This window comes from Corynebacterium sp., assembly GCF_022712195.1.
Lineage (GTDB): Bacteria > Actinomycetota > Actinomycetes > Mycobacteriales > Mycobacteriaceae > Corynebacterium.
The window spans coordinates 19,948-44,981 of the sequence record NZ_JALAGY010000064.1 but is presented as its reverse complement, the minus strand read 5'-3'; the positions used below and the strand labels follow the sequence as shown (position 1 = coordinate 44,981).

Annotated in this window: 24 protein-coding genes and 4 tRNA genes; 9 read left to right on the top strand and 19 right to left on the bottom strand. The window is 71.3% G+C overall.

Annotated elements, in window-relative coordinates; translation table 11 throughout:
• Positions 1-35 precede the first annotated feature (35 nt).
• A complete protein-coding gene (locus Q0A34_RS08430) occupies positions 36-698 on the top strand; it encodes a PadR family transcriptional regulator (RefSeq protein WP_291479549.1) in 663 nt (220 codons plus the stop codon).
• Positions 682-2,433, top strand: coding sequence for an AarF/UbiB family protein (locus tag Q0A34_RS08425; RefSeq protein WP_291479548.1), 1,752 nt, complete (start codon positions 682-684; stop codon positions 2,431-2,433). Before Q0A34_RS08430 ends, Q0A34_RS08425 begins: the two co-directional genes overlap by 17 nt.
• A gap of 33 nt (positions 2,434-2,466) precedes the next feature.
• Here the strand turns inward: Q0A34_RS08425 and Q0A34_RS08420 are convergent, their stop codons facing one another.
• Entirely contained in the window at positions 2,467-3,480 is a 1,014-nt protein-coding gene (locus Q0A34_RS08420) for an NADP-dependent oxidoreductase (RefSeq protein ID WP_291479547.1), read from the bottom strand.
• Positions 3,481-3,586: 106 nt separating this feature from the next.
• Here Q0A34_RS08420 and tgt point away from each other — a divergent pair, with 106 nt between their 5' ends.
• Positions 3,587-4,894, top strand: a complete 1,308-nt coding sequence (gene tgt / locus Q0A34_RS08415; protein ID WP_291479546.1) for a tRNA guanosine(34) transglycosylase Tgt — start codon at positions 3,587-3,589, stop codon at positions 4,892-4,894.
• 39 nt (positions 4,895-4,933) lie between these two features.
• Here the strand turns inward: tgt and Q0A34_RS08410 are convergent, their stop codons facing one another.
• The 5 genes from Q0A34_RS08410 to Q0A34_RS08390 all read right to left on the bottom strand — a co-directional run bounded on the left by Q0A34_RS08410 (position 4,934) and on the right by Q0A34_RS08390 (position 8,977).
• Positions 4,934-7,420, bottom strand: coding sequence for an MMPL family transporter (locus Q0A34_RS08410; RefSeq protein WP_291479545.1), 2,487 nt, complete (start codon positions 7,418-7,420; stop codon positions 4,934-4,936).
• A gap of 144 nt (positions 7,421-7,564) precedes the next feature.
• Positions 7,565-7,654, bottom strand: a tRNA-Ser gene (locus Q0A34_RS08405).
• Between the two features lie 61 nt (positions 7,655-7,715).
• Complete coding sequence (locus Q0A34_RS08400) at positions 7,716-7,892, bottom strand: hypothetical protein (RefSeq protein ID WP_291479544.1); 177 nt, start codon at positions 7,890-7,892, stop codon at positions 7,716-7,718.
• 69 nt (positions 7,893-7,961) lie between these two features.
• A complete protein-coding gene (locus Q0A34_RS08395) occupies positions 7,962-8,390 on the bottom strand; it encodes a nucleoside deaminase (RefSeq protein ID WP_291479563.1) in 429 nt (142 codons plus the stop codon).
• A gap of 50 nt (positions 8,391-8,440) precedes the next feature.
• Entirely contained in the window at positions 8,441-8,977 is a 537-nt protein-coding gene (locus Q0A34_RS08390) for a tRNA adenosine deaminase-associated protein (protein ID WP_291479543.1), read from the bottom strand.
• Between the two features lie 38 nt (positions 8,978-9,015).
• Here Q0A34_RS08390 and Q0A34_RS08385 point away from each other — a divergent pair, with 38 nt between their 5' ends.
• Positions 9,016-10,014: a prephenate dehydrogenase gene (locus Q0A34_RS08385; RefSeq protein ID WP_291479542.1), complete on the top strand. Its 999-nt coding sequence runs from the start codon at positions 9,016-9,018 to the stop codon at positions 10,012-10,014.
• Between the two features lie 4 nt (positions 10,015-10,018).
• Here Q0A34_RS08385 and Q0A34_RS08380 read toward each other — a convergent pair whose 3' ends face one another.
• The 5 genes from Q0A34_RS08380 to Q0A34_RS08360 all read right to left on the bottom strand — a co-directional run bounded on the left by Q0A34_RS08380 (position 10,019) and on the right by Q0A34_RS08360 (position 14,113).
• A complete protein-coding gene (locus tag Q0A34_RS08380; protein ID WP_291479541.1) occupies positions 10,019-10,945 on the bottom strand; it encodes a hypothetical protein in 927 nt (308 codons plus the stop codon).
• Between the two features lie 77 nt (positions 10,946-11,022).
• Positions 11,023-11,964, bottom strand: a complete 942-nt coding sequence (locus Q0A34_RS08375; RefSeq protein WP_291479540.1) for a hypothetical protein — start codon at positions 11,962-11,964, stop codon at positions 11,023-11,025.
• Complete coding sequence (locus Q0A34_RS08370) at positions 11,948-12,649, bottom strand: hypothetical protein (RefSeq protein WP_291479539.1); 702 nt, start codon at positions 12,647-12,649, stop codon at positions 11,948-11,950. Before Q0A34_RS08370 ends, Q0A34_RS08375 begins: the two co-directional genes overlap by 17 nt.
• Before the next feature lie 10 nt (positions 12,650-12,659).
• Positions 12,660-13,574, bottom strand: a complete 915-nt coding sequence (locus tag Q0A34_RS08365) for an alpha/beta-hydrolase family protein (protein WP_291479562.1) — start codon at positions 13,572-13,574, stop codon at positions 12,660-12,662.
• Entirely contained in the window at positions 13,574-14,113 is a 540-nt protein-coding gene (locus Q0A34_RS08360) for a hypothetical protein (protein ID WP_291479538.1), read from the bottom strand. The genes Q0A34_RS08365 and Q0A34_RS08360 overlap by 1 nt, the downstream gene beginning before the upstream one ends.
• A gap of 113 nt (positions 14,114-14,226) precedes the next feature.
• Between Q0A34_RS08360 and Q0A34_RS08355 the strand changes: the two genes are divergently transcribed.
• Positions 14,227-15,423 (top strand): histidine kinase, encoded by a 1,197-nt coding sequence (locus Q0A34_RS08355; protein ID WP_291479537.1) that lies wholly within the window; start codon positions 14,227-14,229, stop codon positions 15,421-15,423.
• Between the two features lie 10 nt (positions 15,424-15,433).
• Positions 15,434-16,114 (top strand): response regulator transcription factor, encoded by a 681-nt coding sequence (locus Q0A34_RS08350; RefSeq protein WP_291479536.1) that lies wholly within the window; start codon positions 15,434-15,436, stop codon positions 16,112-16,114.
• Here the strand turns inward: Q0A34_RS08350 and Q0A34_RS08345 are convergent.
• On the bottom strand, positions 16,061-17,446 hold the full coding sequence (locus tag Q0A34_RS08345; protein ID WP_291479535.1) for a hypothetical protein: 1,386 nt from the start codon (positions 17,444-17,446) through the stop codon (positions 16,061-16,063). The genes Q0A34_RS08350 and Q0A34_RS08345 overlap by 54 nt on opposite strands.
• Positions 17,447-17,490: 44 nt before the next feature.
• Here Q0A34_RS08345 and Q0A34_RS08340 point away from each other — a divergent pair, with 44 nt between their 5' ends.
• Positions 17,491-18,306: an alpha/beta fold hydrolase gene (locus tag Q0A34_RS08340; protein ID WP_291479534.1), complete on the top strand. Its 816-nt coding sequence runs from the start codon at positions 17,491-17,493 to the stop codon at positions 18,304-18,306.
• 52 nt (positions 18,307-18,358) lie between these two features.
• On the opposite strand, the gene Q0A34_RS08335 is transcribed toward Q0A34_RS08340, so the two are convergent.
• From Q0A34_RS08335 to Q0A34_RS08320, 4 genes are all read right to left on the bottom strand, one after another.
• A tRNA-Arg gene (locus Q0A34_RS08335) sits at positions 18,359-18,431 on the bottom strand.
• 89 nt (positions 18,432-18,520) lie between these two features.
• Positions 18,521-19,282, bottom strand: coding sequence for an SDR family oxidoreductase (locus tag Q0A34_RS08330; protein WP_291479533.1), 762 nt, complete (start codon positions 19,280-19,282; stop codon positions 18,521-18,523).
• Between the two features lie 81 nt (positions 19,283-19,363).
• Positions 19,364-19,436, bottom strand: a tRNA-Arg gene (locus tag Q0A34_RS08325).
• Between the two features lie 178 nt (positions 19,437-19,614).
• Positions 19,615-19,706 (bottom strand) — tRNA-Ser (locus Q0A34_RS08320).
• A gap of 84 nt (positions 19,707-19,790) precedes the next feature.
• On the opposite strand from Q0A34_RS08320, the gene Q0A34_RS08315 reads away from it, so the two are divergent.
• Together Q0A34_RS08315 and Q0A34_RS08310 are read left to right on the top strand one after the other, a co-directional pair.
• Entirely contained in the window at positions 19,791-20,873 is a 1,083-nt protein-coding gene (locus Q0A34_RS08315; protein ID WP_291479532.1) for a histidinol-phosphate transaminase, read from the top strand.
• 34 nt (positions 20,874-20,907) lie between these two features.
• A complete protein-coding gene (locus Q0A34_RS08310) occupies positions 20,908-21,495 on the top strand; it encodes a hypothetical protein (protein ID WP_291479531.1) in 588 nt (195 codons plus the stop codon).
• Here Q0A34_RS08310 and Q0A34_RS08305 read toward each other — a convergent pair.
• From Q0A34_RS08305 to Q0A34_RS08295, 3 genes are read right to left on the bottom strand one after another with little or no spacing between them, the layout of a single operon-like run.
• Positions 21,492-22,109 carry a septum formation family protein gene (locus tag Q0A34_RS08305; protein WP_291479530.1) on the bottom strand — a complete coding sequence of 206 codons (618 nt, stop codon included), beginning with the start codon at positions 22,107-22,109 and terminating at the stop codon, positions 21,492-21,494. The two genes, Q0A34_RS08310 and Q0A34_RS08305, sit on opposite strands and share 4 nt — an antisense overlap.
• Before the next feature lie 16 nt (positions 22,110-22,125).
• Complete coding sequence (locus tag Q0A34_RS08300; RefSeq protein ID WP_291479529.1) at positions 22,126-23,493, bottom strand: class I SAM-dependent methyltransferase; 1,368 nt, start codon at positions 23,491-23,493, stop codon at positions 22,126-22,128.
• A gap of 48 nt (positions 23,494-23,541) precedes the next feature.
• Complete coding sequence (locus tag Q0A34_RS08295; RefSeq protein ID WP_291479528.1) at positions 23,542-25,023, bottom strand: FAD-binding oxidoreductase; 1,482 nt, start codon at positions 25,021-25,023, stop codon at positions 23,542-23,544.
• Positions 25,024-25,034: the final 11 nt, after the last annotated feature.

Here is a 25,034-nt window from a genome sequence, read left to right as displayed (position 1 = left end):
CACCTATCCGTCACCAGGCGCATGGAGGCGCTGACATGGGATACCCTCACCAGAACCGATACGACGGCGCCCCGGATCCGGCGGCGCTGTGGAACCTGCTCGAGAACGTGCGCGACTACCTGCCCTTCCAGGTTCCCGCCCCGGACCAGGCGGGACGCATGCCCCGACCACCCCGGCCCCAGCGACCCCAGCGGCCGACGCGCAGTGTGCACGCCGCGGTCCTCGACGTCCTCTCCCACGGTCCGCGGCACGGCGGCCAGGTCGTCCGGGAGATCGCCGGGCAGGACGGTGACGACGCGCCCGGCGCCGCGGAGGTCTACCCGGAGCTTCAGCTCCTCGTCGACGAGGGGCTAGCCACCGTGGAGGAGTCCGACGGCAGGCGGACGTACACCCTGACCGCGGAGGGGCGTGCCGAAGCGTCCGACACCGCCGGTCAGGACGCCGCCCCTGCCCCGTGGGACACCGTCGCCCGGCTGTTCGACGGCCGCGGGGAGCTGCCGAAGGCCGGTGTGAAGCTGGGGCAGGCGGTGCACCAGGTCGGTGTGAGCGGCACCGAGGACCAGCGCCGACGGGCCACCGAACTGCTCGACGAGACCCGCCGGCGGATCTACGGCATCCTCGCCGAGGACAGCACGACCGACAGGGCCGACAGTGCCGACAGTGCCGACAGTGCCGACAACGGTGCCCCGGAGGTCTGACCGGACCGGTCCCCGGGCACTGCGCCGCCGTTACCGTCGCATCACCGCCTTCGGGCTGCTGCTGATGGTGCAGATGTGGTGGTTCGAGCTGGTGCTGCCGCGCCTCGGTCTGCGCAGGTTCAGCCAACGGGGCCAGGAGCGCCGGTTCGTCCGTGCCGCGGCGCGGTTCCGGGTGCTGGCGACGGATCTCGGCGGGCTGATGATCAAGGTCGGACAGTTCATGTCGACCCGCATCGACATCCTGCCGACGTCGGTCACCGGGGAACTCGCCGAGCTGCAGGACAAGGTGCCGGCCGAGGACGTCGGGGCGATGGTCGCACTCGCGGAGGCCGAGCTGGGCATGCCGTTGTCGCGGGCCTTCGACGCATTCTCCCCGGAGCCGCTGGCGGCCGCGTCCCTGGGTCAGGCGTACCAGGCTCGGCTCACGGCGCGGGACGCCGCGGACGTCGGGTTCACGGACGTGGTGGTGAAGATCCAGCGCCCCGGCATCGCCGGGATCGTGGAGGTGGACCTGGCCGCCCTGCGCCGCATCGCCGGCTGGCTGTCCCGGATCAGGTTCATCGCCGCCCGCGCGGACATGCCCGCGTTGGTCGAGGAGTTCGCCCGCACCAGCCACGAGGAGATCGACTACCTGCATGAGGCGGCGGAGGCCGACGCCTTCCTCACCGGTTTCCGTTCCGGCCCGCAGGCGGACCCGGGAGTGGACGCGCCCACGGTCGTCTGGGAGCGCAGCACACGGCGCGTCCTGACGCTGCAGGACGTCACGGCGGTCAAGATCAGTGACGTCGACGCCCTGCGTGCGGCCGGCATCGACCCGTCGCAGGTGGCCGACGCGCTCGCCGAGGCGATGTTCACGCAGCTGTTCGAGACCGGCCATTTCCACGCGGACCCGCACCCCGGGAACATCTTCGTCACCCCGGACGCCTCCCGTGGGGCAGGCGGGTTCCGCCTGACCTTCATCGACTTCGGGATGACCGGCACCGTGGACGAGGAGCTCAAGTCACGGCTGCAGGAACTGGTGGTGGCGGTGGGCATGCAGGACGGCCCGGGCATGGTCGCCGCGATGCAGCGACTGGGCGTGCTGCTGCCCACCGCGGACACCGCGGAACTGCAGGTGGCGGTCACCGAGCTCTTCGCCCGCTTCGGCGGGATGGGGGTGATGGACCTGCAGCGTGTGGACCCGCGTGAGTTCGAGGACTTCGCCCGCCGGTTCCGTGAGGTGATCCGGTCCATGCCGTTCCAGCTGCCGGAGAACTTCCTGCTGATCATGCGGGCGGTGTCGATGCTGTCGGGGCTGTGTTCCACACTGGACCCCGGGTTCAACATCTGGGACTCGGTGGAGCCGTTCGCCGCCCGCCTGATCCGGGAGCGTGCCGGGTCGTCCGCCAGGGACCTGGCGCACCGGGCGGTCGGCACCACCCTGACCACGGCCCGGGTGCTGGGCCGGCTGCCGCGCCGCCTGGACGACGCGATCACCATGGTGGAGAGCGGCGACCTGTCGGTGAACACGCCCCAGGTCGAGCGCCAGCTCAAGCGTCTGGAGCGGGCGGCGGTGCGGGTCGTCGCCGCGATAGTCTTCGTCGGGCTGGTCGTCGGCGGCGCGGTGCTGCGCGGCGGGGCCGACGGCGGGGCCGACGGCGGGGCCGCCCAGGCGGTGGGCACCACCATGATGGTGGTGTCGGCGTTGCCGTTCCTCTACGCGCTGCTCGGCGGGCGCGGAGCCGGCCGGCCCTGACGGCGCCAAGACGCCCAGGCGCCGCCCGTAGTCTCAGTCGACCTTGACCACGAGTTTCCCGAAGTTCTTCCCCTCGAGCATGCCGATGAAGGCATCGGGCGCCTTGTCGAACCCTTCGACGACGTCCTCGCGGTAGGTGACGGTGCCGTCGGCGACCTTCGGGCCGATCTCGGCGAGGAACTCCGGGTAGTACTCCTCGGCGAACTCGGTCTGGATGAACCCGCGGATCAGCAGGCTCTGGGCCAGGACGGTGCCCATGGCCGCCGGAAGCCGGTCGTGCCCGTCGGAGCCGGTGGAGTTGTACTGGGCGACGAGGCCGCACACGGGCACGCGGGCGAACTTGTTCAGCAGCGGCAGGACGGCGTCCCACACCGCACCGCCGACGTTCTCGTAGTAGACGTCCACGCCGTCGGGGCAGGCCTCGGCGAGTTTCGCGGCGAAGTCGGGGTCGCGGTGGTCCACCACCGCGTCGAACCCGAGCTCGTCGCGCACGTGGGCGCACTTCTCCGGGCCTCCGGCGACGCCGACGGCGCGTGCCCCGGCGAGCTGGGCGAGCTGTCCGACCATCGAGCCGACGGGGCCGGAGGCGGCGGCGACCGCGACGGTCTCCCCCTTCTTCGGTTGCCCGATGACCTTCATCCCGGCGTAGGCGGTGAACCCGGGCATGCCGAGCACACCGAGTGCCGTGGTCGCCGGGGCCCCGTGGGTCTGCAGGGTGCGGACGTGGTCGGCGGGGACGACGGCGTGGGTGCACCACCCGGTGTGGGCCCGGACGAGGTCGCCGACCTCGAAGTCGGGGTGGCGTGAGACGGTCACCTCGGCGACGGTCTCGCCGGTCATGACCCCGTCGACAGGCACGGGGGCGGCGTAGGACTTCGCGGCGCTCATCCGTCCGCGCATGTACGGGTCGAGGGAGAGGTACTGCACCTTCAGTTCAAGCTCTCCGTCACCGACCTGCGGCAACGTGACCTCCTCGGTGCGGAAGTTCTCCGCGGTGGGCGCGCCCTCCGGGCGGCTGGCGAGGACGATCTGGCGTGCGGTGGTCATCAGGTTTGCTCCTTGGGTGGTCTGCTTCTGTCCGCCCGCCGAGGGTAGACACCGAAGCTGTCAGCGGCACACAGGTTGCCGGGGAGGTCGGATAGAATGACCCACCATGACTGAGCCCGCCACCGCCCCGGCCCCTGCCGCACAGGACACGACCTTCGACCTGGGCACCAGGTTGGGTTCGGTGGACGGTGCCCCGGCCCACGGCCGCACGGGTGTGATCCACACCCCGCACGGCGACATCCACACGCCCGCGTTCATCCCGGTGGCGACGAAGGCGACGGTGAAGACCCTCACCCCGGAGCAGGTCCGGTCGACCGGCGCCGAGGCGGTGCTGTCCAACGCCTACCACCTGTACCTGCAGCCGGGTGAGGACATCGTGGACACCGCCGGCGGGGTCGCGGCGTTCGAGAACTGGCACGGACCGACCTACACCGACTCCGGCGGGTTCCAGGTGATGAGCCTGGGTGTGGGGTTCAAGAAGGTGCTGGCGATGGACGTCGCGAACCTCACCGAGGGGGACATCCGGGCGGCGAAGAAGGAACGCATGGCCCTGGTGGACGAGGACGGGGTGGACTTCCGCAGTGTGATCGACGGGTCGAAGCACCGGTTCACCCCGGAGAAGTCGATGCAGATCCAGCACCGGCTCGGCGCGGACATCATGTTCGCCTTCGACGAGCTGACCACGCTGGTGGACAGCCGCCGCTACCAGGAGGAGTCGGTGCAGCGAACACACCGGTGGGCACGCCGCTGCCTGGTGGAGCATGACCGGTTGACCGCCGAGCGCAGCCACCGTCCCCTGCAGTCCCTGTGGGGTGTGGTTCAGGGGGCGCAGTACGAGGACCTGCGCCGACAGGCGGCGCGGGGCCTGGTGGAGTTGTCCGCAGAGGCGGAGGCGGAGGGCCGCCGCGGGTTCGGCGGTTTCGGCATCGGCGGGGCGCTGGAGAAGGAGAACCTCGGGACGATCACCGGCTGGGTCTGCGACGAGCTGCCGGAGGACAGGCCCCGCCACATGCTCGGGATCTCTGAGCCGGACGACCTGTTCACCGCCGTCGCCGCTGGCGCGGACACCTTCGACTGCGTGGCGCCGACGCGCCTTGCCCGGCGTGGCGGGGTGTACACGCTGGACGGCCGACTGAACCTGATGGCCGGCCGTCACCGCCACGACTTCATCCCCGTGGACGCCGAGCTCGGCGGCTACGTGTGCGAGAACTACACGCGGGCCTACATCCACCATCTCCTGCGCGCCAAGGAGTTCCTGGCGGGCACCCTGTGCACGCTGCACAACATCCACTTCATGGCGACGTTGACCCGCAACATCCGCACCTCCGTCGAGGAGGGCCGGTTCGAGGAGTACCGCGACGAGTTCCTCGGCCGCTACTACGCCGACACTCCCCCGGAGCTGCGCGGCCGGTAGCCACCCTCGTGCTCGGTGACGGGCGGATCAGGGGAAGATTCACCTCTCCGGTGCGTCCTCCATGCGCTCAACCTTCCCGGAGGCGTAGGCGTCCTCCAGTTTCGCGCCCTCGACGTCCACCGAGGGCAGCACCCGGTCCAGCCAGCGCGGCATGTACCAGGTGCCGCGCCCGCACAGGAACATCAGTGCGGGGATCAGGGTCATGCGGATGAAGAAGGCGTCGAAGAGCACGCCGACGCCCAGGGCGAAGCCGAAGATCTGGATGAACGGCAGCGGCTGGGCGATGAAGGAGGCGAAGACGCAGATCATGATCAGCGCGGCTGCGGTGACCACCTTGGCCCCCAGTCCGAATCCGCCGATCACGGAGTCCTCGACGGCGTTGTACCTGCTGGTCTTCGCCGCCTCGTGACTGTGCAGCGTGAACCGTTCCCTCATCCGGGAGACGATGAACACCTGGTAGTCCATCGCCAGGCCGAAGGTCACGCCGATGAGGAAGATCGGCATGAAGCTGATCAGCGGGCCGGGCGAGTTGATCAGGCCCCACAGCCCCTCCTGCCAGAACAGGACGGTCACGCCGAAGGCCGCGCCGACGGAGAGCAGGAACCCTGCGGCGGCCATCACCGGCACCATCAGCGAACGGAAGACCATGAGCAGCAGCACCAGGGCCAGGCCGACGACCAGCGCCAGGTAGACGGGCATGGCGTCGGACAGGCGGTCGGTGACGTCCTGCTGGATCGGGACCAGCCCGGTGATGCCCATGTCCACACCGGTCTCGTTCTCGAGGACCTCCTGCTGGGAACGCAGCTGCTGGATCAGCTGGGCGGTGCGCCCGTCGGTGGGCCCCGTCTCCGGGGTGACGAGGATCTGCGCGGTCGAACCGTCCTCGGACGCGCCGATCAGCTGGGAGTGCTTCACACCGACGTTGTTTCCCAGCCTGTCCTTGACCGTGACGAAGGCGGCCTGCGCGGGCTCGACCCCCGTGGCGACGAGCGGTGCCAGGGCCGCGGAGTCCGGGTTGACTTCGTCGGTGTTGACGATGACGAGGAACGGCGAGTTCCGTCCGGGCCCGAAGCCGTCCTCCAGCATCTCCGCGGACTTGCGCTGGGTGCTGTCCACCGGGGAGGTCATGTCCGAGGGCAGGGAGAGCTGCAGGTTCATCGCCGGCAGGGTGAGCAGGACCAGCGAGGCGATGACGACGAGCAGGAATCCCCCGGGCGCGCGGTGGACCAGCTTCACCCACCGGGTGCCGAGAGACTCCTGAGACTTCCCCGCCTTCCGGGACCTCTTCTCATGCTGCCCCCGCGCCCGCCGGGACCCCCGGCTCCCGGACGCCAGGGAGGACGCCACGGCGGCGTCCGCCTCCTCGACGGTCAGCCCCTCGCGGACCTTCGCACCGGTCGCGGCGTCCCGACGGAACACCCGGTCACCGAAGGCGCCGAACAGGGCGGGCACCAGGGTGAGCGCCACGAAGACCGAGAGGAGCACGGTGGCCGCCGCGGCGTAACCCATGTAGGTGAGGAACTCGATGTCCGCCACCCGCAGGCCCACCAGGGCGATGATCACGGTCAGTCCGGCGAAGACCACCGCCGAGCCGGCGGTGCCGACCGCCAGGCCGGTGGCGTCGGGTCTGGACCGTCCGTGACGGAGTTCGTCGCGGTAGCGGCTCATGATGAACAGGGCGTAGTCGATGGCCACGGCGAGGCCCAGCATGATGCCCAGCACCGGGGTGATGTTGTTCAGCGGGACGAAGGCGGTGGCGCCGGTGATGCCCAGCGCGCCGATGCCCACACCCACCACGGCGCTGATCAGCGGCATGCCGGCGGCGATGAGGGAGCCGAAGGTGATGAACAGGATGATGAACGCGGCCAGCAGGCCGATCGCCTCACTGATCGGTTCGATGACGATGGGGTCGCCGAATCCGGCACCGCCGGCCTCCGCCTTCAGCCCGGCGTCGCGGGCGATGTCGAGGGCGTCGTCGACCGCCTCCTTGTCGGCGGTGCTGACGTCTGCGGGCAGGTCGACGTCGAAGGAGAAGGAGGTGGTGCCGGTCCGCCCGTCGGGGCTGAGGGTGGCGACGTTGGCGGCGTCGGCCTCCGCGACGGCACGTGGCAGCCCCATCTCGGTGGAGGTGTCGATGACCGTCTTCGACTGCTCGTCGTTGTAGACCACCGGGTTGCCGAAGGAGGAGTCGTCCCCGAAGTCCTCAACGTTGGTGCGCACGGCCTCGACGACCTCGTCGAGCACGCCCATGTACTTCTCGTCGCTGAGCTTCTCACCCTCCGGCGCCTGGAACACCAGGTTCACGTCGGACGCCTCGGCGGGGTTGTCGGTGCCGGGAAACTCGTCCATGAGCATCCGGGTGGCGTGCTGGGACGGCACCCCGTCGATGCTGAAGATGTCGTTGTAGCCCTTCTGGATCACCAGCGACCCACCGCCGACCGCGGCCAGCAGCACCACCCAGATCCCGATGACGAGCCACCGTCTCAGGTACGACCACCGGCCGAGTCGGAACAGGAGTAGAGCCACAGAGAGGCCAGCCTTCCACGTAGGAGCACAGTGCGAGAGACAATCCTAGTCATTCCCCGGCCCGTCCTCCCCCGGCTGCGCCCCGTTCGCAGCGGATCCACAGCTACGACAAGAAGAACCCTCCCGTTCCCGGGAGGGTTCTCGTGGCGGTGGCGGAGGGATTTGAACCCCCGGTCGCTGTTACACGACGCTCGCTTTCGAGGCGAGTACCTTCGGCCGCTCGGTCACGCCACCGCCGACAAAGGTACATCACCTGCACCCCGTCGGGCAAAACGGTCGGCTGAACGCGCCGACGCTACTTCCCGGAGAGCTTGTCCAGCCCGTCCTTCAGGGTGCTCTTCGCCTTGTCGGCCTTGTCGCCGTCGGTCACCTTGTCGATGGCCTCGCCGGCCTTCTCCTCGACCTGGTCACGGTTGTCGTTGACGGCCTTCTTGGCCTTGTCTGCCATTCCACCGAAATCCATGGTGCTCATCCTCCGTTGGGGACCTTCAGTCAGGTCGTGCGATCGGGGTCGTGCTCTGACGCGCCCCAGGATAGACGCTCAGCGCCGTTCGCGGAAGAACCCGCGGAGCAGTTCCTCGCACTCCGGGGACAGGACCCCGCCGCGCACGGCGACGGTGTGCAGCGGAGACTCCCGTGCCACGTCGACCACGGACCCGCACGCCCCGGTGCGTGGCTCGTGGGCGCCGAAGAGGATCCGGCCGACCCGTGCACCGACGGCCGCGCCGGCGCACATGGCGCAGGGTTCCAGGGTGACGACGAGGGTGCAGTCCTCCAGGCGCCACGCGTCACCGAGCGCCGCGGCCGCGGCGCGCAGGGCCAGGACCTCGGCGTGTGCGGTGGGGTCGGCGTCGGTCTCCCGACGGTTCGTGGCGGCGGCGAGTTCCCGGCCGTCGGGCCCCCGGACGACGGCACCGACGGGGACGTCGTCCCGCGGCGTGGACGCCGCGACGGCGAGCGCGCGTCGCATCAGCGCCTCGTCGCGGGCGTCACGGGCGGGGCGGGGAAGGCCGGAGCCGGTCACACCCACCCGGGGTACCCGAGACCGTCGAGGACGTCCGCCAGCTCGTCGTCGAAACCCAGTTCCCCGGCGACGCGCATCAGCTGTTCGGTGGCGAGCATGTCCCCGTCGTCGAGGATCACCGAGAGGACCTGCTCGCTGACGCCGAGGTCGGCGAGGATGTCGAAGTCGCCCTCGGGCCAGGGGGCGTCGGGGTCGTCGGCGTCGTCGATGTCCTCGTCGGTGGGGCCGTCGACGTCGAGGTCGGCGAGGATGTCGCGGGCCAGGTCGATACCGGGCTCATCGTCGTCCTCGACAACCACCGAGGCGTCGCTGAGCAGCAGCTGGGCGCCGCGCGGGCCGGGGCGCACCAGGGCGCACCAGTCATCCTCGACACAGACCAGGCCGAGCAGCACACCGGCGGCGCGGAGCCGGCCGAGCTCGGCCAGCAGGGGGTTCAGACCGGCGGGGACCTTCCTGTCCAGGACGCGCAGGCGCCACGACGCGCCGCCGGTGTCACCCTCGGCGAGATCGGCTGCGACGACGAATCCACTCATGGTCGCTAACCGTAGTCGCCCTGTGCCACACTTGAAAGGTGAACTCCACCGTCCCGTCCCCCGCCCCCCGGCCCGTCTGTGTCCTCGGCCTCGGCCTGATCGGCGGCAGCCTGGTACGGGACCTCCGCGCGGCGGGCCGCCCGGTGTTCGGGTGGAACAGGTCACCGGCCACGGTGGACGCCGCCAGAGCCGACGGGGTCGACGCCTCCACCGACCTGGTGGCGACGGTGCGCCGCGCCGCGTCGCAGGACGCCCTGATCGTCCTGGGCGTCCCGGTGCCCGCCCTGCCGTCGCTGCTCGAGGTGGTGGCCGTGCACGCACCGGACTGCGGGCTGACCGACGTGGTGAGCGTGAAGGGCGACGTGCTGGACCTGGTCACCGGCCACGGGCTGGCGGCACGCTACGTCGGCGGCCACCCGATGGCCGGTACGGCGGACTCCGGGTGGGACGCGACCACCGTGGGCCTCTTCCGCGACGCGGTGTGGGTGGTCACCCACGACAATGCGCGCGACGACCCGGAGTGGGTGGACGTCTGGCGCCGGGTGGTGGAGATGGCGGAGGCGACCGGCGCGGTCGTCGTGCCCGCCCGCACCGCCGCGCACGACAGTGCGGTGGCCCGCATCTCCCACCTGCCGCATGTCGTGGCCGAGGCGTTGTCGATCACCGCGGACCAGGGAGGGGCGCTGGCGTTGTCGCTGGCGGCGACGAGTTTCCGCGACGGCACCCGGGTGGCGGGCACCGCACCGCACCTGGTGCAGGCCATGTGCGAGAACAACCGGGACGCCCTGGTCACCGCCCTGGACGAGACCCTCGACCTGCTGGCCTCCGCACGCGACGCCCTGGCAGACCCCGACGGGGACATGGGGCAGATGACCCGCGACGGGCACGACGCCCGCCTGCGTTACGAGGCCCTCGCCGGCCGCACCCGGGAGGACCCGTCCAACCGGCCGTTCATCCGGGTGCGGCCCGGCACGCCGGGGTGGCTGGACCAGCTGCACTACGCCGAGACTCTCGGCGCCCGGATCGACGTGTTCTAGTGTTCTAGCCCGCCTGGCACTCGGCGGCGCCACCGTTGGCGGACGCCTCGTCGACCAGCGGGGCGATCCGCCGGGCCATCTCGCTGACGGCGGCACGGGCGGTCTCCTCGCTGCCGTCCTCGGGGATCACGGCGACAGCGACGGGCACCTGCGCGCCGACGGGGCCGACGAGCCCGAACTCGCGAAGGATGAAGCTGTCGTCGGCGGTGTCGCCCCAGCCGCCCTTCACCCGGGCGCCCTCGAGTTGGGCGAGGCCGGTGCTGTGCTCCTCGGTGAGGCGCCCCATCGCGTCGAGCGCCTGCTCGGAGCCGAGCACGCAGGCCATCCGGTTGGCGAAGATGGTCTGGTGGTCGAGGGTCCAGGCGATGTCCCCGAAACCCTCGTAGTCGTCTCGGCTCCAGTCCACGGTGGTGTCCGTCGGGTCGCCGCCCTGGCCCAGGACGGCGCCGAGTTCGCCGGCGGCCTCGTCGTCGTTGCCGAGGGTCTGCCAGAGCCGCAGGGCGGCGTCGTTGTCGGAGACGGTGATAGCCTGGTCGATGTCCGGGACCAGGTCCTCCACCGGCTGGCCGTCCCGCAGGCTCTTCTGCACCGCGGCGACGGACACCGGCACCTTGATCGACGACAGTGCCGGGGCGTCCTGCAGCTCACCGACGTGGACGATCCCGCCGCCGGCGCGCATCGTCGCCCCGGCGGTGACCCCGAACTCCCCGGAGACCTCCTCGACGACTCCGGCGAGCGCGACGCGGATGTTCTCCGCCTCCTCCTCGGAGGTCGGCACCGACGAGGCGGCGACGTCCTGTTCGAGGGCACGTCGGTTACGTTCCGCCTCGTCACCGTCGTCGGCGGAGAGTCCGTTGAGGAACACCGCCACGCTGAGGATGGCGAGCAGCAGTGCACCGACGACCCACAGATTGCGCTGGTTCGTCTGCACCTCCGCCGCCCGGTGATGCGTTCCCGTTGTTCTCCTGCGTACCACGACCACCGACACTAGCCCACGGCGCGGCGAAGTCAGCAGTCGCCGTCCGCCGCCCCGCCGTGAGCACCGGTGACGGTGTCGCGCACCGACGCGACGGCCTCGTCGAGCACCTGCTGCGCCGACTCGTAGGTGCCGTCGGTGGCGGTGGCGGCGACGGCGACGGGCACCGTCGTGCCGTCCTGCGCGGTGACCAGACCGAACTGACGGAGCAGGTAGGTGCCGTCCTCACCGGGACCCCACCCGCCCTTGAAGCGGGCCCCGTCGAACTGTCCGAGCCCGGACGACTGGTCGGGACTGACCTGCCCCATCGCGTCGAGCACGGGGGCCGCACCGGGGATGCAGCGCAGGCCGGCGGCGAAGGTGACCTGGTCGTCGAGGGCCCAGGTGGTCTGCCCGTAGGCGCTGAACTCCGCGCGCCTCTTCTCGGCGGGCACGGTGGTGGTCGTGTCTCCCCCGGCGCGCAGGACGTCCTGTACGGCGGCCGCGGCCTGTCCCGGGTCCCCGAGCGAGGCCCAGAGTGCGTCGGCGGCGGCGTTGTCGGACACGGTGATCGCCTGACGGACCTGCCCGGCGATCTGCTCGTCGCCGGGCGATGCCGTCAGCGCGGCGACGGACAGCGGCACCTTGCTGGTGGACCAGGCGGCGTCGGTGAGGTTCGACAGTGAGCCGCCGGTGCGCAGTTCCCCGTCGTCGAGCAGTGCGACTCCGGCGCTGCCGCCGCTCTCGGCGACGTCGATGCCGGGGCCGTGTGCGGCGTCTGTGGCCGGAGTGGCCGCGGTGGTCGGGGCCGCAGTGGTCGGGGCCGGTGCGGTGCCGTCTGCCACCGGGGTGCCGGACGGGGTGTCGGCCGCGGATTCGGCGGACCGGTCGACGTCGCCGATGACGCACCCGGTGAGCAGCATCACGGCTGCAGCCAGGGAAGTCAGGGATGTCAGGGTCGCTGCGCGCCCGGTCCGGTCAGGCAATGTAGACATTCGCGTTGTTTCCTCCTGTGCAGTGGACGTAGCTTCCCTCGTCGGTGCAGGTCATCCGGTAGCTGTCGCCGGTGACGGGGCTGCGCACGTCGAGGGTCTGGTCGGTCTCCCGGTTGTCGAGGTAGGCCTCGACGAAGGCGTCGCGGACGGCCTCAGCGAACTCGTCACTGGTGTAGTTGTCGCCGGCGGGCGGGGACTTGTAGACCGAGTTGAAGTCGCCGGTGGGTTCGTTGGCGCGGGCGGCGGCGTTCACCGGTTCGGCGCCGGCGGGCAGGTCCGGACGGTCGGGACGTGCCGCCCCCGTCTCCGGGGGCGCCTCCGTGGTGGACGGGCCGTCGCTCGGCTCCCCGGTGGGCGGCGGTGCCTGGCTGGTGATCGTCGGACCGGCGGCGCCGCTGTCACCGTCGGAGCCGAAGAGGTCGTCCCACTTCCAGATGAGCAGGGCGGCGACGAAGACGATGATCAGCACCGGGACCAGGACCAGCAGAACCGGGCCGGCACCGCGCCCACGGCGCTGGCCGGTCTGGTCAGGCTGGGCGGGTGGCGTCCCCCAGTCCGGTTGTCCGCCGGCGGCCTGGCCCCACTGCGGGTAGGGGTTCCCGGGGCCGGGGGCGGGACGGAACTCCCGGGTGGAGTCGTCGTCACCCGTGGTGCCCGGGCGTCCCCATCCGTCGTTCTCAGCCATCGTCAGCCCCTTACTGTCCGTACTGTCCGAACTTTCCGTACTTTCCGTGAACTTCTCGGTTGCCGTTCAGTGTAAGGCACTCCGCCGGCGGGAGGACGGGCCGGTAGCTGTGCCGGGTCCCCGGGGTGGAGGACGCCGAGCCCGGCAGGTCCGCCAGCACCCCGACGGCCGCCAGCGGGTCGACGGCGAGACGCGGGTGCAGTTTCGCCACCGGGTCGTCGTCGTTGACCATGTCGACGGTGCACCGGTCGGCGGCCGGGGCGTCCACCGTCCCGGGACGTCCCTGCCACAGCTGCGCGGCCACCGGCGCCCCGCCACCGGACTCCCCGACCCTGCCCACCGCGGCGACACCGGCCGCCACCCCGAGACTCTGCCCCTGCACCACCACGTCAGGGCGGCGGTCCTCCGGCAGCCCGGCGACCCGGTCGACGACCTCCTGCAGCAGCGCGGCCGCCGAGTCCTCCGCCAGTTCCGGGCGCATCAGGTACGCCACGGCCGAGGGGGTGTGCGCGTAGCGGACGGACACGGTGGCCACGTCGCCGCCGGCCCAGTCCTCCACCGCCTCGACCTGCCCGGGGTCGACCCACCCGGAGCCGGTCGGCAGGGCGACCACCACCACGTCCCGGGCCAGACCGCCCGCGGCGACGAGGTCGTCGACGGTCTCCCGCGCGGCGCGGCCGGCGTCCTGCCCGGCATGGTCGCCGTAGACGCGTACCGCGCCGACCGGCGAGGGTTCGGTGAGCACGTCGCGGGGGTGCTGCATCAGCGGCCCCTCGTCGAAGACCCACCACACCGCACCGGCCGCCGGCCCGGCCACCTGCCACAGGATGAGCGCGAGGAGGACCACCACCCACCGTCGGGACGCACGGGGCGTGGGCGGCGGCGTGCGCACCCGGTGCGGGATCTGCGGCGCGTCCTGCTGCATCACCACGGGAACCACTCCTCCACCGGGGCGCCGTCGTGCTGGCGCAGGGTGTTCACCGCGACGGCGGCGTGGGCGGCCCGGGCCATCACCCGGCAGGCGTCGTCGCTGCAGGACTCCCGCATCCGCTCCGCCATCCGCCGGTCCAGTCCACGCCGCAGCCTCGGCGGGATCGTCTCCCCGGTGCGGTCGGCGACCCGCAGCAGGTCGTAGCCCAGGTCGTGGGTCATGCACGCCGGCTCGAAGGACGCCGGCAGGGGCACCGGGGACGAGCAGTCCCCGTCCGGGTTCACGGGGTGCCCGTCCCGCGTGCCCGGCCGGTAGCCCAGCTCGGCGACGAGTTCGGCGGGGAGTTCGGCGGGGAAGGTGACCGTGCCGGACGATCCGCCGGCCGGGTCGGCCGCGAGTGCCTCCGCCGCCGCCACCGCCCCGACGGGGTGCGGGACACGGGCCGGCTCGGCCGCCGACCCGACGGGCGGGACGGTCAGCGCGGCCGCGGCGACGGACACGAGGAGGGCGGGGAGGAGGATTCGGCGTCTCATGGTCCGGAACGCTAGGAACCGGCGGCCACCGCCGGGATCCCCCTGCCGGGTGAATGCCGATCTCACTCTCCAGGGGGATCCGGGTCACCTGCGGGCCGACTAGCGTCACACCCATGAGACGCACACCACCCCTGCCCGCCCCGATCCGCGGCGCCCTGGACCGCACCGCGGCACAGGCCGGCGTGCCACCGTTCCTGCTGGCCCTGGTGCTGGTGTTCACCACGGTCCTGTTCGCCACCGCGTGGCCGACCTACTTCGTGACCCACGCACTGCACCCCGCGATCGTGCCGCTGCTGGCGGTGGTCGGCACGTGGCCGGTCCTGGCGTCGCTGTGGCGCCCCTGGCCGTCGTGGCTGATGGTGGCGCTGGCGTGCCTGGTGAGTGTGCCGCTGCGCCACGAGACACAGTTCATGCTCGGCTGGCCGGTGCCCTTCCACCTGGCCCTGGCGTTCACCCTGGCGGCGGTGGTGCTGCGCGGCTCCCGCGACGCCGTGGTCACCGCCGTCGCCGGCACCCTGCTGCTGATGCTCACCAACCCCGGCGAGGTCGTCGTCGGGTGGATCGTGGGCACCCTGGTGTGGACCCTGGTGTTCCTGCTGCTGCGCTGGCTGCTGGCGTCACAGCGGGACCTGCGCCGCGAGGAGCACCGCACCAGCGAACAGTCCGAGCTGCGGGTGATGGCGGAGGAACGCAACCGGCTGGCCCGCGACCTGCACGACGTGGTCGCCCACCAGATGTCGATGATCGTGGTGCAGGCCCAGTCCGCCCCCTACCGGCTGCAGGGGGTGACCCCGGCGATCCACGCGGAGTTCGACTCCCTGTCCGACACCGCCCGCGAGGCACTCAACCAGGTGCGCGAACTGCTCGGCGTCCTGCGCAGCGACGCCGAGTCCGGCGCCACCACCCCGGTCGGCACCGGCCAGATCGGCCCGACACTGCAGGCCGCACGACGGGCCGGGGTGGACGTGAGCTGGTCGCCGCAGACCCTCGAACTCGCACAGTCCACCCTCGACGACACCACCGGGGTGGTCCTGCACCGGGTGCTCCAGGAGTCCCTGTCCAACGCCTCACGCCACGCCCCCGGCGGCGCAGTGCTCGTCGACCTCACGGTCGAGGACGGCTGGGTCACGCTCACCGTCGACAACGGCCCGGCCGCCGACGGCGCCATCGTCCCCCCGGAACACAGCGGCGGGGCGGGCATCCAGGGCATGTCCGCCCGGGTACGCGCCGTCGGCGGCACCTTCACCGCCCTGCCCGCCGCGGACGGCGGGTTCACCGTCACCGCGGGGGTCCCGGTGCCCACCCGGTAACGTGACCGTCATGACCGACCACCCGGAAGGCCCCGACACCACGGTGTTCATCGTCGACGACCAGGCGATGGTGCGCCAGGGATTCGCCGCCCTGCTCAACGCCCGCGAGGGCATCACCGTCGTCGGTGACGCCGCCGACGGCGCCCTGGCCGTGGAACAGGTCCCCCGACTGCGCCCCGACGTGGTGTTCATGGACGTCCGCATGCCGGTGATGGACGGACTCGAGGCCGCCCGACGCATCCTGTCACTCGGGCTGGACCCCGCCCCGCGCATCATCATGCTCACCACCTTCGACCTCGACGACTACGTCTACGAGGCCCTGCGCATCGGCTGCTCCGGGTTCCTGCTCAAGGACGCCCCCGCCGACGAACTGGCCCGCGCCGTCCGGCTGTCCGTCACCGGCGAGGCCCTGCTCGCACCGACGGTGACCCGCCGGCTCATCGCCGACGCCGTCGCCCGCTCCCCACGCACCCCGCCGCGCCGGGCGTCCCCCGCACTGGCGTCACTGACACCGCGGGAACGCGAGACCGTCGAACAGATCGCCACGGGACGCTCCAACGCCGAGATCGCCGGGGCACTGTTCATCTCCGAGGAGACCGTGAAGACCCACGTGCGCAACGTCCTGCAGAAACTGCAGCTACGCGACCGTGCCCAGGTGGTGGTCTTCGCCTACGAGAACGGGGTGGTGTGATCCGAGCTCCCGCAGCCCCTCCGCCACCCGGCGGGCCCACCCGCCGACGTTCGCCACCGCCGACGGGGTGTCCGGGTAACGCACCCGCAGGTGCATCCCGTCGTCGTTGAGCACGAACCACGCCATCACACCGTCCGTCCGGATCCACGCCGACACATGCTGCGGCCGGGCCGCGGCCGGCACCCGCACCGGCAGCCGCCGGTTGTCCAGCCACGACAGGGCGAACATGCCCGGGGTGGCCGGCATCCCGCCCCACGGCCGCAGCAGCGGCTCCAGCGGGTACGCCCCCAGGGCGACGGCGTCCCGCACCGCCGCGGCACAGTCCTGTGGGTCGGTGGAGTCGCACTCCAGCACCGAGTTGGTGATGAACCACCCGACGGACCCCGCCCACCGGTCCGGGTCGTCCGCCGGGCCCCGGCGGGAGTGCACCGGGAACACCGCCCGCAGGGCACCGGCGTGCATCTGCCGGTTCACCCCGGTCAGCACGCTGACGGCCAGAGGCAGCAGCCGGACGCCCCGGCGCGCGGCGGTGTCCTCCAGGCGGGACAGGCCGTCGGCGTCGAGGACGTCGATGACCTCGACGACCTCGTCCCGCGGCTCGGAGATGTCGCCGAGGCCCAGCGGGAAGACGGGCATCCCGCCGTTGCCGCGGTCCATGATCCCCCTCCACCGGGCCCGGACCTCCGCGGGGGCCGGCGGGAGTGCCTCGAGGGCGCGGGTGTGGTCGGCGAAGGACGGCACCGGGGGCAGACCCCCGGGGTCCCCTGCCCCGTCGAGTGCGGTGAGCATGTCGCGCACCAGGACCAGCAGGGACCAGGCGTCGGTGTGGCTGTGGTCCAGGCCGATCACCGCCGTGCAGGAGCCGTCGTCGTGGACGACGGCGGCCAACCGGTGCGAGGGCGACCCGAAGGGCCCGCAGGCGGAGTCGAAGACCCGGCGCAGGACGACGCGGGGATCCTCCGCTGCCTCACCGGCACGCTCCCAGCGGCCCCCGCTGATCTCCACGGGGTGGACCCTCACCTGCGGAGCTGTGTGGGAGGCGGCGGGCGCACCGTCCCTGCGCAGAACCGTGCGCAGCGTCCCGTGGCGCCGCACCACCTCACGCCACGCCGCGGCGAGGCGTGCTCGGCCCACCGGCGGAACGACGAAGGCGACGGCCATCCAGCTGCCCGGCCGGGAACCGGCGGCGGCGTGCCTGGCCTGGTCGAAGGAGGGCGCCGTCCCCCGACCGCACGGGGCAGGCCAGGGGTCGGGGCACGCGGTGACGGTCGGTTCGTACACGTGGACCTGCCCGGCGCGGAGCTCCATACGGGCTACAGTTGTCAGTCGCATACCCACGGACGATAGGGCCGTGGGATTACGTACGGATTTCCACCATGAGTCGCACAACCGACACCACCGCCACATCCGCCGGTCTCGCCGGTCTCGCCGGTGACGTCCGGGGCCCCGTCGACGGCGCCCCTGTCGTCCAGCTCCACGGGCTGACGTCCAGCCGGGCCCGCGACGTCACCCTCGGACTGGACCTCACCGCCGGTCAGGACGGTCTGCGCGTGCTGCGCTACGACGCCCGCGGTCACGGCCGGTCGCCGGGCCCCGCCCACCCCGAGGCGTACCGGTGGCCGGCCCTGGCCAGGGACCTGGAGCAGGTCGCCGACGACTTCTCGCCCGGGGTCCCCGTCCACGCCGTGGGCCAGTCCATGGGGGCGGCGACGATCCTGACCTCGGCGGCGGGGCACGGGTGCACCTACGCCTCCATGACACTGTGCATCCCGCCGACCGCCTGGGAGCTGCGGGGCGACCGGGCGGGGGTCTACGAACGTTCGGCGCAGTTCGTCGAAGAGCACGGGCTCGCCGCCTACGCGGAGTCCACCCGGGCCGAACCCGCTCCCCCGGCGCGTGGCACGGAGGTGCCGTTCACCCTCCCGGACGTCCCGGAGTCACTGCTGCCGACGGTGTTCCGTGGTGCGGCGGGCAACGACCTGCCGTCCCGGGCGCGTGTCGCCGTCCTCGGCGAGCGGCGCATACCGACACTCATCCTGGCGTGGGCCGGTGACGCCGCTCACCCGGTGGCCGTCGCAGGGGAACTGCATGCGCTGCTGCCCGGCTCACGGCTGGTGACCGCCCGGACCCCGGAGGACGTGGCCCGGTGGCCGGAGGTCATCGGCGATTTCATCCGCGGCCGGGAACGGTGAAACCCCCAGGCCACACCGTGTGTGTCCTGGGGGTCTCACCCTGAGAAAAGCGTGCGCCCGGAGGGATTCGAACCCCCAACCTTCTGATCCGTAGTCAGATGCTCTATCCGTTGAGCTACGGGCGCGCCGTCGCATCTCTGCAACGAGACTACAGCGTACACGCCCACCCGGAAAGCGCCAAAGCAGCAGGTGGAGGGCGGTTTACCCCGGAGGTCTACACCAGCTTCGACACCACCTTCAGCGGCAGGACCTTCAGCACCGGGCCGATGAGCCGCCACGGCCAGCCGGGGACAAGCGCGCGGCGCCTGCGCGCCTCGACCGCCGCCATCATCGACCGCACCCCGGTCTCCGTGTCCACCATGAAACGGGTCTTCTGCTCGACCTTCTCGTTCATCTCCGAGCGGATGTAGCCGGGCAGCAGCACGGTCACGTCGACCGGGATCCCGGCGGCCAGCAGCTCCGACTGCAGCCCCTCCCCCATGTTCGCCACGAACGCCTTGGTGGCGCCGTAGGTGGTCATCGCCTTGCGGTTGCCGCGCAGGGCGGTCACCGACGAGACGAGGACGAGGTGCCCGGAGTTCCTCGCCCGGAAGATCTCCATCGCGGCCTCCGCCTGGGCCAGTGCTCCCAGCGCATTCGTCGTGGCGGTCTCCCGGTTCGCCTCCGGGTGCCCGGACCCGATCTTGCGCCCCTTGCCCAGGCCCGCGTTGACGACGATGCGGTCGAGCCCGCCGTCGGCGTCGTCCTCGGCCTGCCGGAAGACCCTGTGCACCGCGTCCGGGTCGGTGACGTCCAGGGCGTAGGTGCGTACCGTGACGCCGGGGCAGGACGCGGCGATCTCGGCGGACAGCTCGTCGAGCCGTCCGGTACGGCGGGCGCAGAGCGCGAGGTCGTGGCCGAGGGCGGCGGACTGGCGGGCGAGCTCGGCGCCGAGCCCGGAGCTCGCGCCGGTGATCAGGGTGGTGAATGCGGTCATGTGACGACGGTAACAGCCCAGGCGGGTGCCGGTACGCGGAAACCGCCCCCGACAGTCGTCGGGGGCGGTTCAAGAAAAGCGTGCGCCCGGAGGGATTCGAACCCCCAACCTTCTGATCCGTAGTCAGATGCTCTATCCGTTGAGCTACGGGCGCGACGCTGTTTCCAGCGACTCCAGCTTCCCCGGCACACCACCAGACGGGACGTGTCACGCGGTCCCGGGGTACACCACACACCCCATAGGGCGGGACCGCGTCCTGAATGCCCGGTAACTCACCACAAGAACCGGACGGCTGACGACACGTCCTCACGAAAAGCCTGAGGAAACTGAAGTGGCGGAGGCGAGAGGATTTGAACCTCCGGTCCGCTGTTAGGCAGACAACTCATTAGCAGTGAGTCCCATTCGGCCGCTCTGGCACGCCTCCATGCCGTCACGGGTGACGACGCAACGAACGATACATCAGCCCCCCGCATCATTTCAAAACCACCCGGGGACTAGGCTGAAACCCATGATCCGCGCCGACCTTTCCTCCCTGCCCCCGTATGTCCCCGGCAGCCTGAACGGACTTCCGCTGAAGCTGTCGAGCAACGAGTCCTCCCTCGGCCCGTTGCCGGGCGTCACCCGCGCGGCGGCCGGGGCCCTGGCGGCGGCGAACCGGTACCCGGACATGGTGGCCCTCGAACTGCGCGAGGCTATCGCGGACTGGCTGGGTGGTCCGTCCTCCCTGCTGCTCGACGCCGGGAACATCGCGGTGGGCGCCGGGTCCTCCGCGCTGATCCAGCAGGCCATCCAGGCGACCTGCCGCGGCGGCGACGCCGGCGACCAGGTGGTCTACCCGTGGCGCAGCTTCGAGGCCTACCCCATCCTGGCCCGCGTCGCCGGGGCGGAGGCCGTGGAGGTCCCGCTCACCCCGGACCACCGAAACGACCTCCCCGCCCTCGCCGCGGCGGTCACGGAGAAGACCCGCCTGGTGATCGTCTGCAACCCGAACAACCCGTCCGGCACGACGGTGACCCGCGGGGAACTCGTCAGCTTCCTCGACGCCGTACCGTCGGACGTGCAGGTGCTGCTGGACGAGGCATACGTGGAGTACGTCCGCCAGGACGGCTTCCCCGACGGCCTGGGACTGCTGGCCGACTACCCGAACCTGGCCGTGGCCCGCACCTTCTCGAAGGCCTACGGCCTGGCCGGCCTGCGCGTGGGCTACCTGGTCGGACGCGCAGACTTCATCGAGGCGGTGAACAAGGTCTGCATCCCGTTCAGCGTGAACGCCGTCGCGCAGGCCGCCGCCGTGGCGAGCATCGGCGCGAAGGACGAACTGGAGAAGCGCACGGACGAGACCGCCGCCCAGCGGACCCGGGTGCTGGAGCACCTCCCGGAGGAGTGGCGGATCGACTCCCAGGCCAACTTCGTGTGGCTCGACCTGGGCGAACGCGCCCGCGCCTTCGAGGAGGCCATCGCCGGTTACGGCATCGCCGTGCGCTGCTTCGACGGCGAGGGGGTACGCGTCACCGTCACCGACACCGCCGAGACCGACGTGGTGGTGGAGGCTCTCGACGCCCTGGCGCCGGAGTTCTTCCCACGACGGTAACCGACCGGAAATACCCGGGCGCGACGATGGCACCATGTACACGCCACCGTTCTCCCCGTTGTTCGCCACCCGCCCGGCGGCGTCGCCCGCGGTCCGCGACGTCCGGAGCTTCAACTCCGCCCCGGCGGAGCAGCTGACCACCCTGCTGTCGTTCATGACCGCCAGCCGCGAACTGGCCCGCACCATCGTCGTGGGCCGGCCCTACCTCGACGCCGCAGACGTCTACACCGCGGCGTCACGCGCACTGCTGACCCTGCCCACCCCGCTGGTGGAGGGCATCGTCGGCTCCCACCGTCCCGTCGACCGAGTCCCCCTGGTGGAGGACGCCTGGACCGCCGGGGAGATCACCGACGACCAGCTCTCCGACCTGCGGGAGGCGGCACTGGGCTACGCCGCGGCGCAGGGCCACCTCTTCATCGCCGACCCGGCTGTGTGGGGGTCGCCCGAGGCGGTGACGATGATCCCTCCCCGCACCGGCGCGGACGCCGGTTCCGTGGTGGACGCCCTCGTCGCGGACGTCGACCGACGCCTGCGACTGCCCGCCGCCGAGGCCTGGGCGCTCACCGTGGCGCACCTGGAGGAGTCCAACCGGCAGAAGCTGGTGACCCTGCTGGAGCGTTAACGCCAGCTCTGCCCGAGGGTGCCGTCGACCTGCTCCAGGTTCGGGTCGGTGACCACACAGGTCACCGTCCTGTCCTCCTGCAGCCAGCTCTCCTTGGACGGCATCATGGTGATCACGTCCAGCGACGACTGGGCGTAGGGGACACCGACGTACGTGGTGAAGGCGTCTCCGCCGCAGATCTCCCCGGCCTCCCGGCCCAGGTCCTCGTTGCCCGGGAAGAGGGTCTTGCCGGCGATGTCCGCCTGCGCGTAGACCTCACCGGCGTGGGGTTCGGCGCAGTCGACGACGTCCACCGGCCCGGTCCCCTCGAGCTGCCCCATGTCGGCCACGCAGTCGCCGATGGCCAGGCCGCGGGCACCCGGGGCGTCCGGGTCGGTCTCCACGGGCTCGGAGTCCGGCTGGTCGGGGTCCTCCGGCGCCTCAGGGGCCCCCGTGTCACCTGGGTCTTCGGTGTCCTCGGTGTCCTCCGGTACCGGCTTGTCCGGCGGCGGCTCGGTGTTCACCGCCTCATCCGTCGGCCCGTCCTGCTGAGCCGGGTCGCCGATGGTGCAGGCGCCGAGGAGCAGGGGTGTGCACAGCACCGCCGCCGCAGCGCCTCTGGTGATCGTTCTCATTCCCCCGACGTTACCGTCAGGGCCTCCACCACTGACGGACCGGCACCCCGGAACGTCCCGCCTCGTCCGGTTTCACGCCGAGGACCTGGTGGAGCTGGATCACGTTGTGCTCGAAGCCCCACTCCGAGCCCGCCATGTAGAGCCCGAAGAGACGCGCGGTCTCCTCGCCCACCAGGTGGACGGCCCGGTCCCAGTTGGAGGCCAGCAGCTCACACCAGTCGTGCAGGGTGCGCTGGTAGTGCGGCCGCAGGTTCTCCTCGTGCACCACGTCGAACCCGGTGTCCTGCATGATCGTGATGATCCGGCCGGAACCGGTGAGTTCGCCGTCGGGGAAGATGTAGCGGTCGATGAACTGGCCGGTCTTCGTCCTGCGGTTGTGCGGGCGGGTGATGCAGTGGTTGAGCATCCGGCCGCCCGGGCGCAGCTTGTCGAACAGGCGCGAGAAGTAGTCCTCGTAGTTGGGTACGCCGATGTGCTCGAGAATGCCGATGGCGCTGACCGCGTCGAACCCGGTCTCGGGCACCTCCCGGTAGTCCATGCACCGGATCTCGGCGAGGTCCTGCAGGCCTTCCTCCTCGATCCTGGCCCTGCCCCACTCGTACTGTTCCCGGGACAGGGTGACCCCGACGGCCTTCACGCCGTGGCGGGCGGCGTAGCGCACCATGCCGCCCCAGCCGCAGCCGACGTCCAGCAGCCGGTCGCCCGGGGAGAGCCGCAGCTTGTCGAAGACGAGGCGGTGCTTGTTGTCCTGCGCCTGCGTGAGCGGCCCGTTCGCCGCCGTCCCCTTCTCCCAGTGCCCGTACCCCCAGGTGCCCTCGGGGCCGGTGACCTGGGTCTCGCCGTCGATGTCGGGGTAGTAGGCGCAGGTGTAGGCCATCGAGTCGCCGAGGAAGAGCTCGTAGAAGTCGTTGCCCACGTCGTAGTGGCGGCTCACGACCTCCTTGTCCCGTTCCGGGGAGTGCCGGGAGAGACCCTCGAGCAGCGCCCGCTTCCAGCCGGGCAGCGTCTCCTGCTCGGGGGCGGGCTGCAGCCTGACCGCCCCCATGGCCTTCAGCGACCGCGCGATGTGCAGCAGGTCCTTCGCCGACGGCCGCCGGACCCGGTCGTAGAGGTGCTGGAGGTGGTCGAAGACGAGGTACGGGTGGCCGGGGTCGTCCCCGGTGATCCGCAGGCTGCCGGTGATGTAGGCGCGTGCCAGTCCGAGGTCACCGGGTGCGGTGACGATGTAGGCCAGTGCGTCCGGCGAGGTGATCTCCAGTGCCACGGCGGCGTCGGCGGGGCCCGCGGTGGAGCCGTCGAACGCGGTCACCCGGAACGGTGACGGCGGTGTGATGACCTTGTCCACGATCTGTCCCACTGTCAGCGGCGTGAATCCCCTGCTCATCTCTCTCCTCTTGGTCATCATGTGGTTGTCGTGTGCGGCGGGCCGGTGTCAGACGCCGCGCACGGTCTTCTCGTACAGTCCGGGGAACCGCCCGTCCGGGTCGAAGACCTCCTTGAGCCGGGCGGGACGGTCGCCGCCGTAGAGGGCCGCGAACTGCTCCTCGGTGTAGAAGGCCTCCGAGTACAGCGACTTGTGGCCGCCGAGGTCGGAGACGACCCGTTCGATCTCCCGGTTGAAGGCCCCGGGTGGGGCGTCCTCCCCCATGAGGTCGACGGGCACCGAACTCCAGAAGCCCACGTTCACCCAGGTGTCGCCCGGCGACAGCGGGTACAGCGGCCAGGGTGTGTCTCCGCCGGAGCCGTCGTCGGCCAGGCGGATGGGGCACAGCCACACCGGCTCGATCTCGCAGTGGGTGAAGAACCAGGTGAGGAACTCGGGCAGGTTGTCCGGCGTGACCTCGATGTCCTGGACGACGCGCTCACGGGCCGGGCGGCCGTTGTACGCCTCGATGCGGTCGGCGATGTCGAAGCGCCGGTCCCAGCCGATGATCTTCCAGTAGAAACTCGACCGCAGCAGGTCACGGGGCCACAGGGTCCGGATGGTGGGGTCCTGGGTGCCGAAGGCCCGGTTGCACCAGAACCAGTCGACGTCCCAACGCCAGAGGTAGTCGCGGACCGTCAGTTTGTCCCGCAGGACACCCGAGGGGTGCTGCAGGGACCGGTAGTAGCTGCGTTCCCGGGTGTAGTCACCGGTGGGGCCGGGTTCGTCGGTGGCGCGGCCCAGCACCAGGTAACTCTCACCGAGGCTGAACACGACCCCGTCGAGGTAGTCGACGCGTTCCCCGTCGTACTCCCGGTCGACCGCGATGCGGTCGAGCGCGTCGGTGAGCGAACCCACGTCGTCGAACCGCACGTGGCGCAGGTCCACGTAGGGTTTGACCCGCTCACATCGGATCCTCAACCGCACTGTGTAGCCCAGGGACCCGTAGGAGTTGGGGAAGCCGCGGTAGAGGTCCGTGTTCTGCGTGGGCGAGCAGGTCAGGATGTCGCCGGTGCCGGTGAGGACGTCCATCTCCAGGACCGCCTCGTGCGGAAGCCCGTTGCGGAAGGAGGTGGACTCCACCCCCATGCCGGTGACCGCCCCGCCGAGCGTGATCGTCTTCAGCTGCGGGACGACGGTGGGCGCCAGCCCGTAGGGCAGCAGGACGTCCACCAGGTCCTCGTAGGTGCACATGCCCTGGACATCCGCGGTCCCCTCGACGGGGTCGACGGCGATGACGCCGTGCAGTCCCGAGACGTCCAGCCCGACGGAGTCGCCGGAGCGACCACGGAAGAGGTTGGACGTCTTCTTCGCCAACCGGACGCGCCGCCCCGGGGGGACGGCGTGGAAGCTCTCCCGGAGACGCTGCACGGCCTGCTGGTGGGCGTACCACCCGACCGGCGCCAGATCCCGCTGGTCAAGTCCATTTCCGATTCGTACCGCGTCGGTGATCCTGCCGGCGACGGTGACCGCTTTATCCTTCAGGCTCATATGCAGCCACT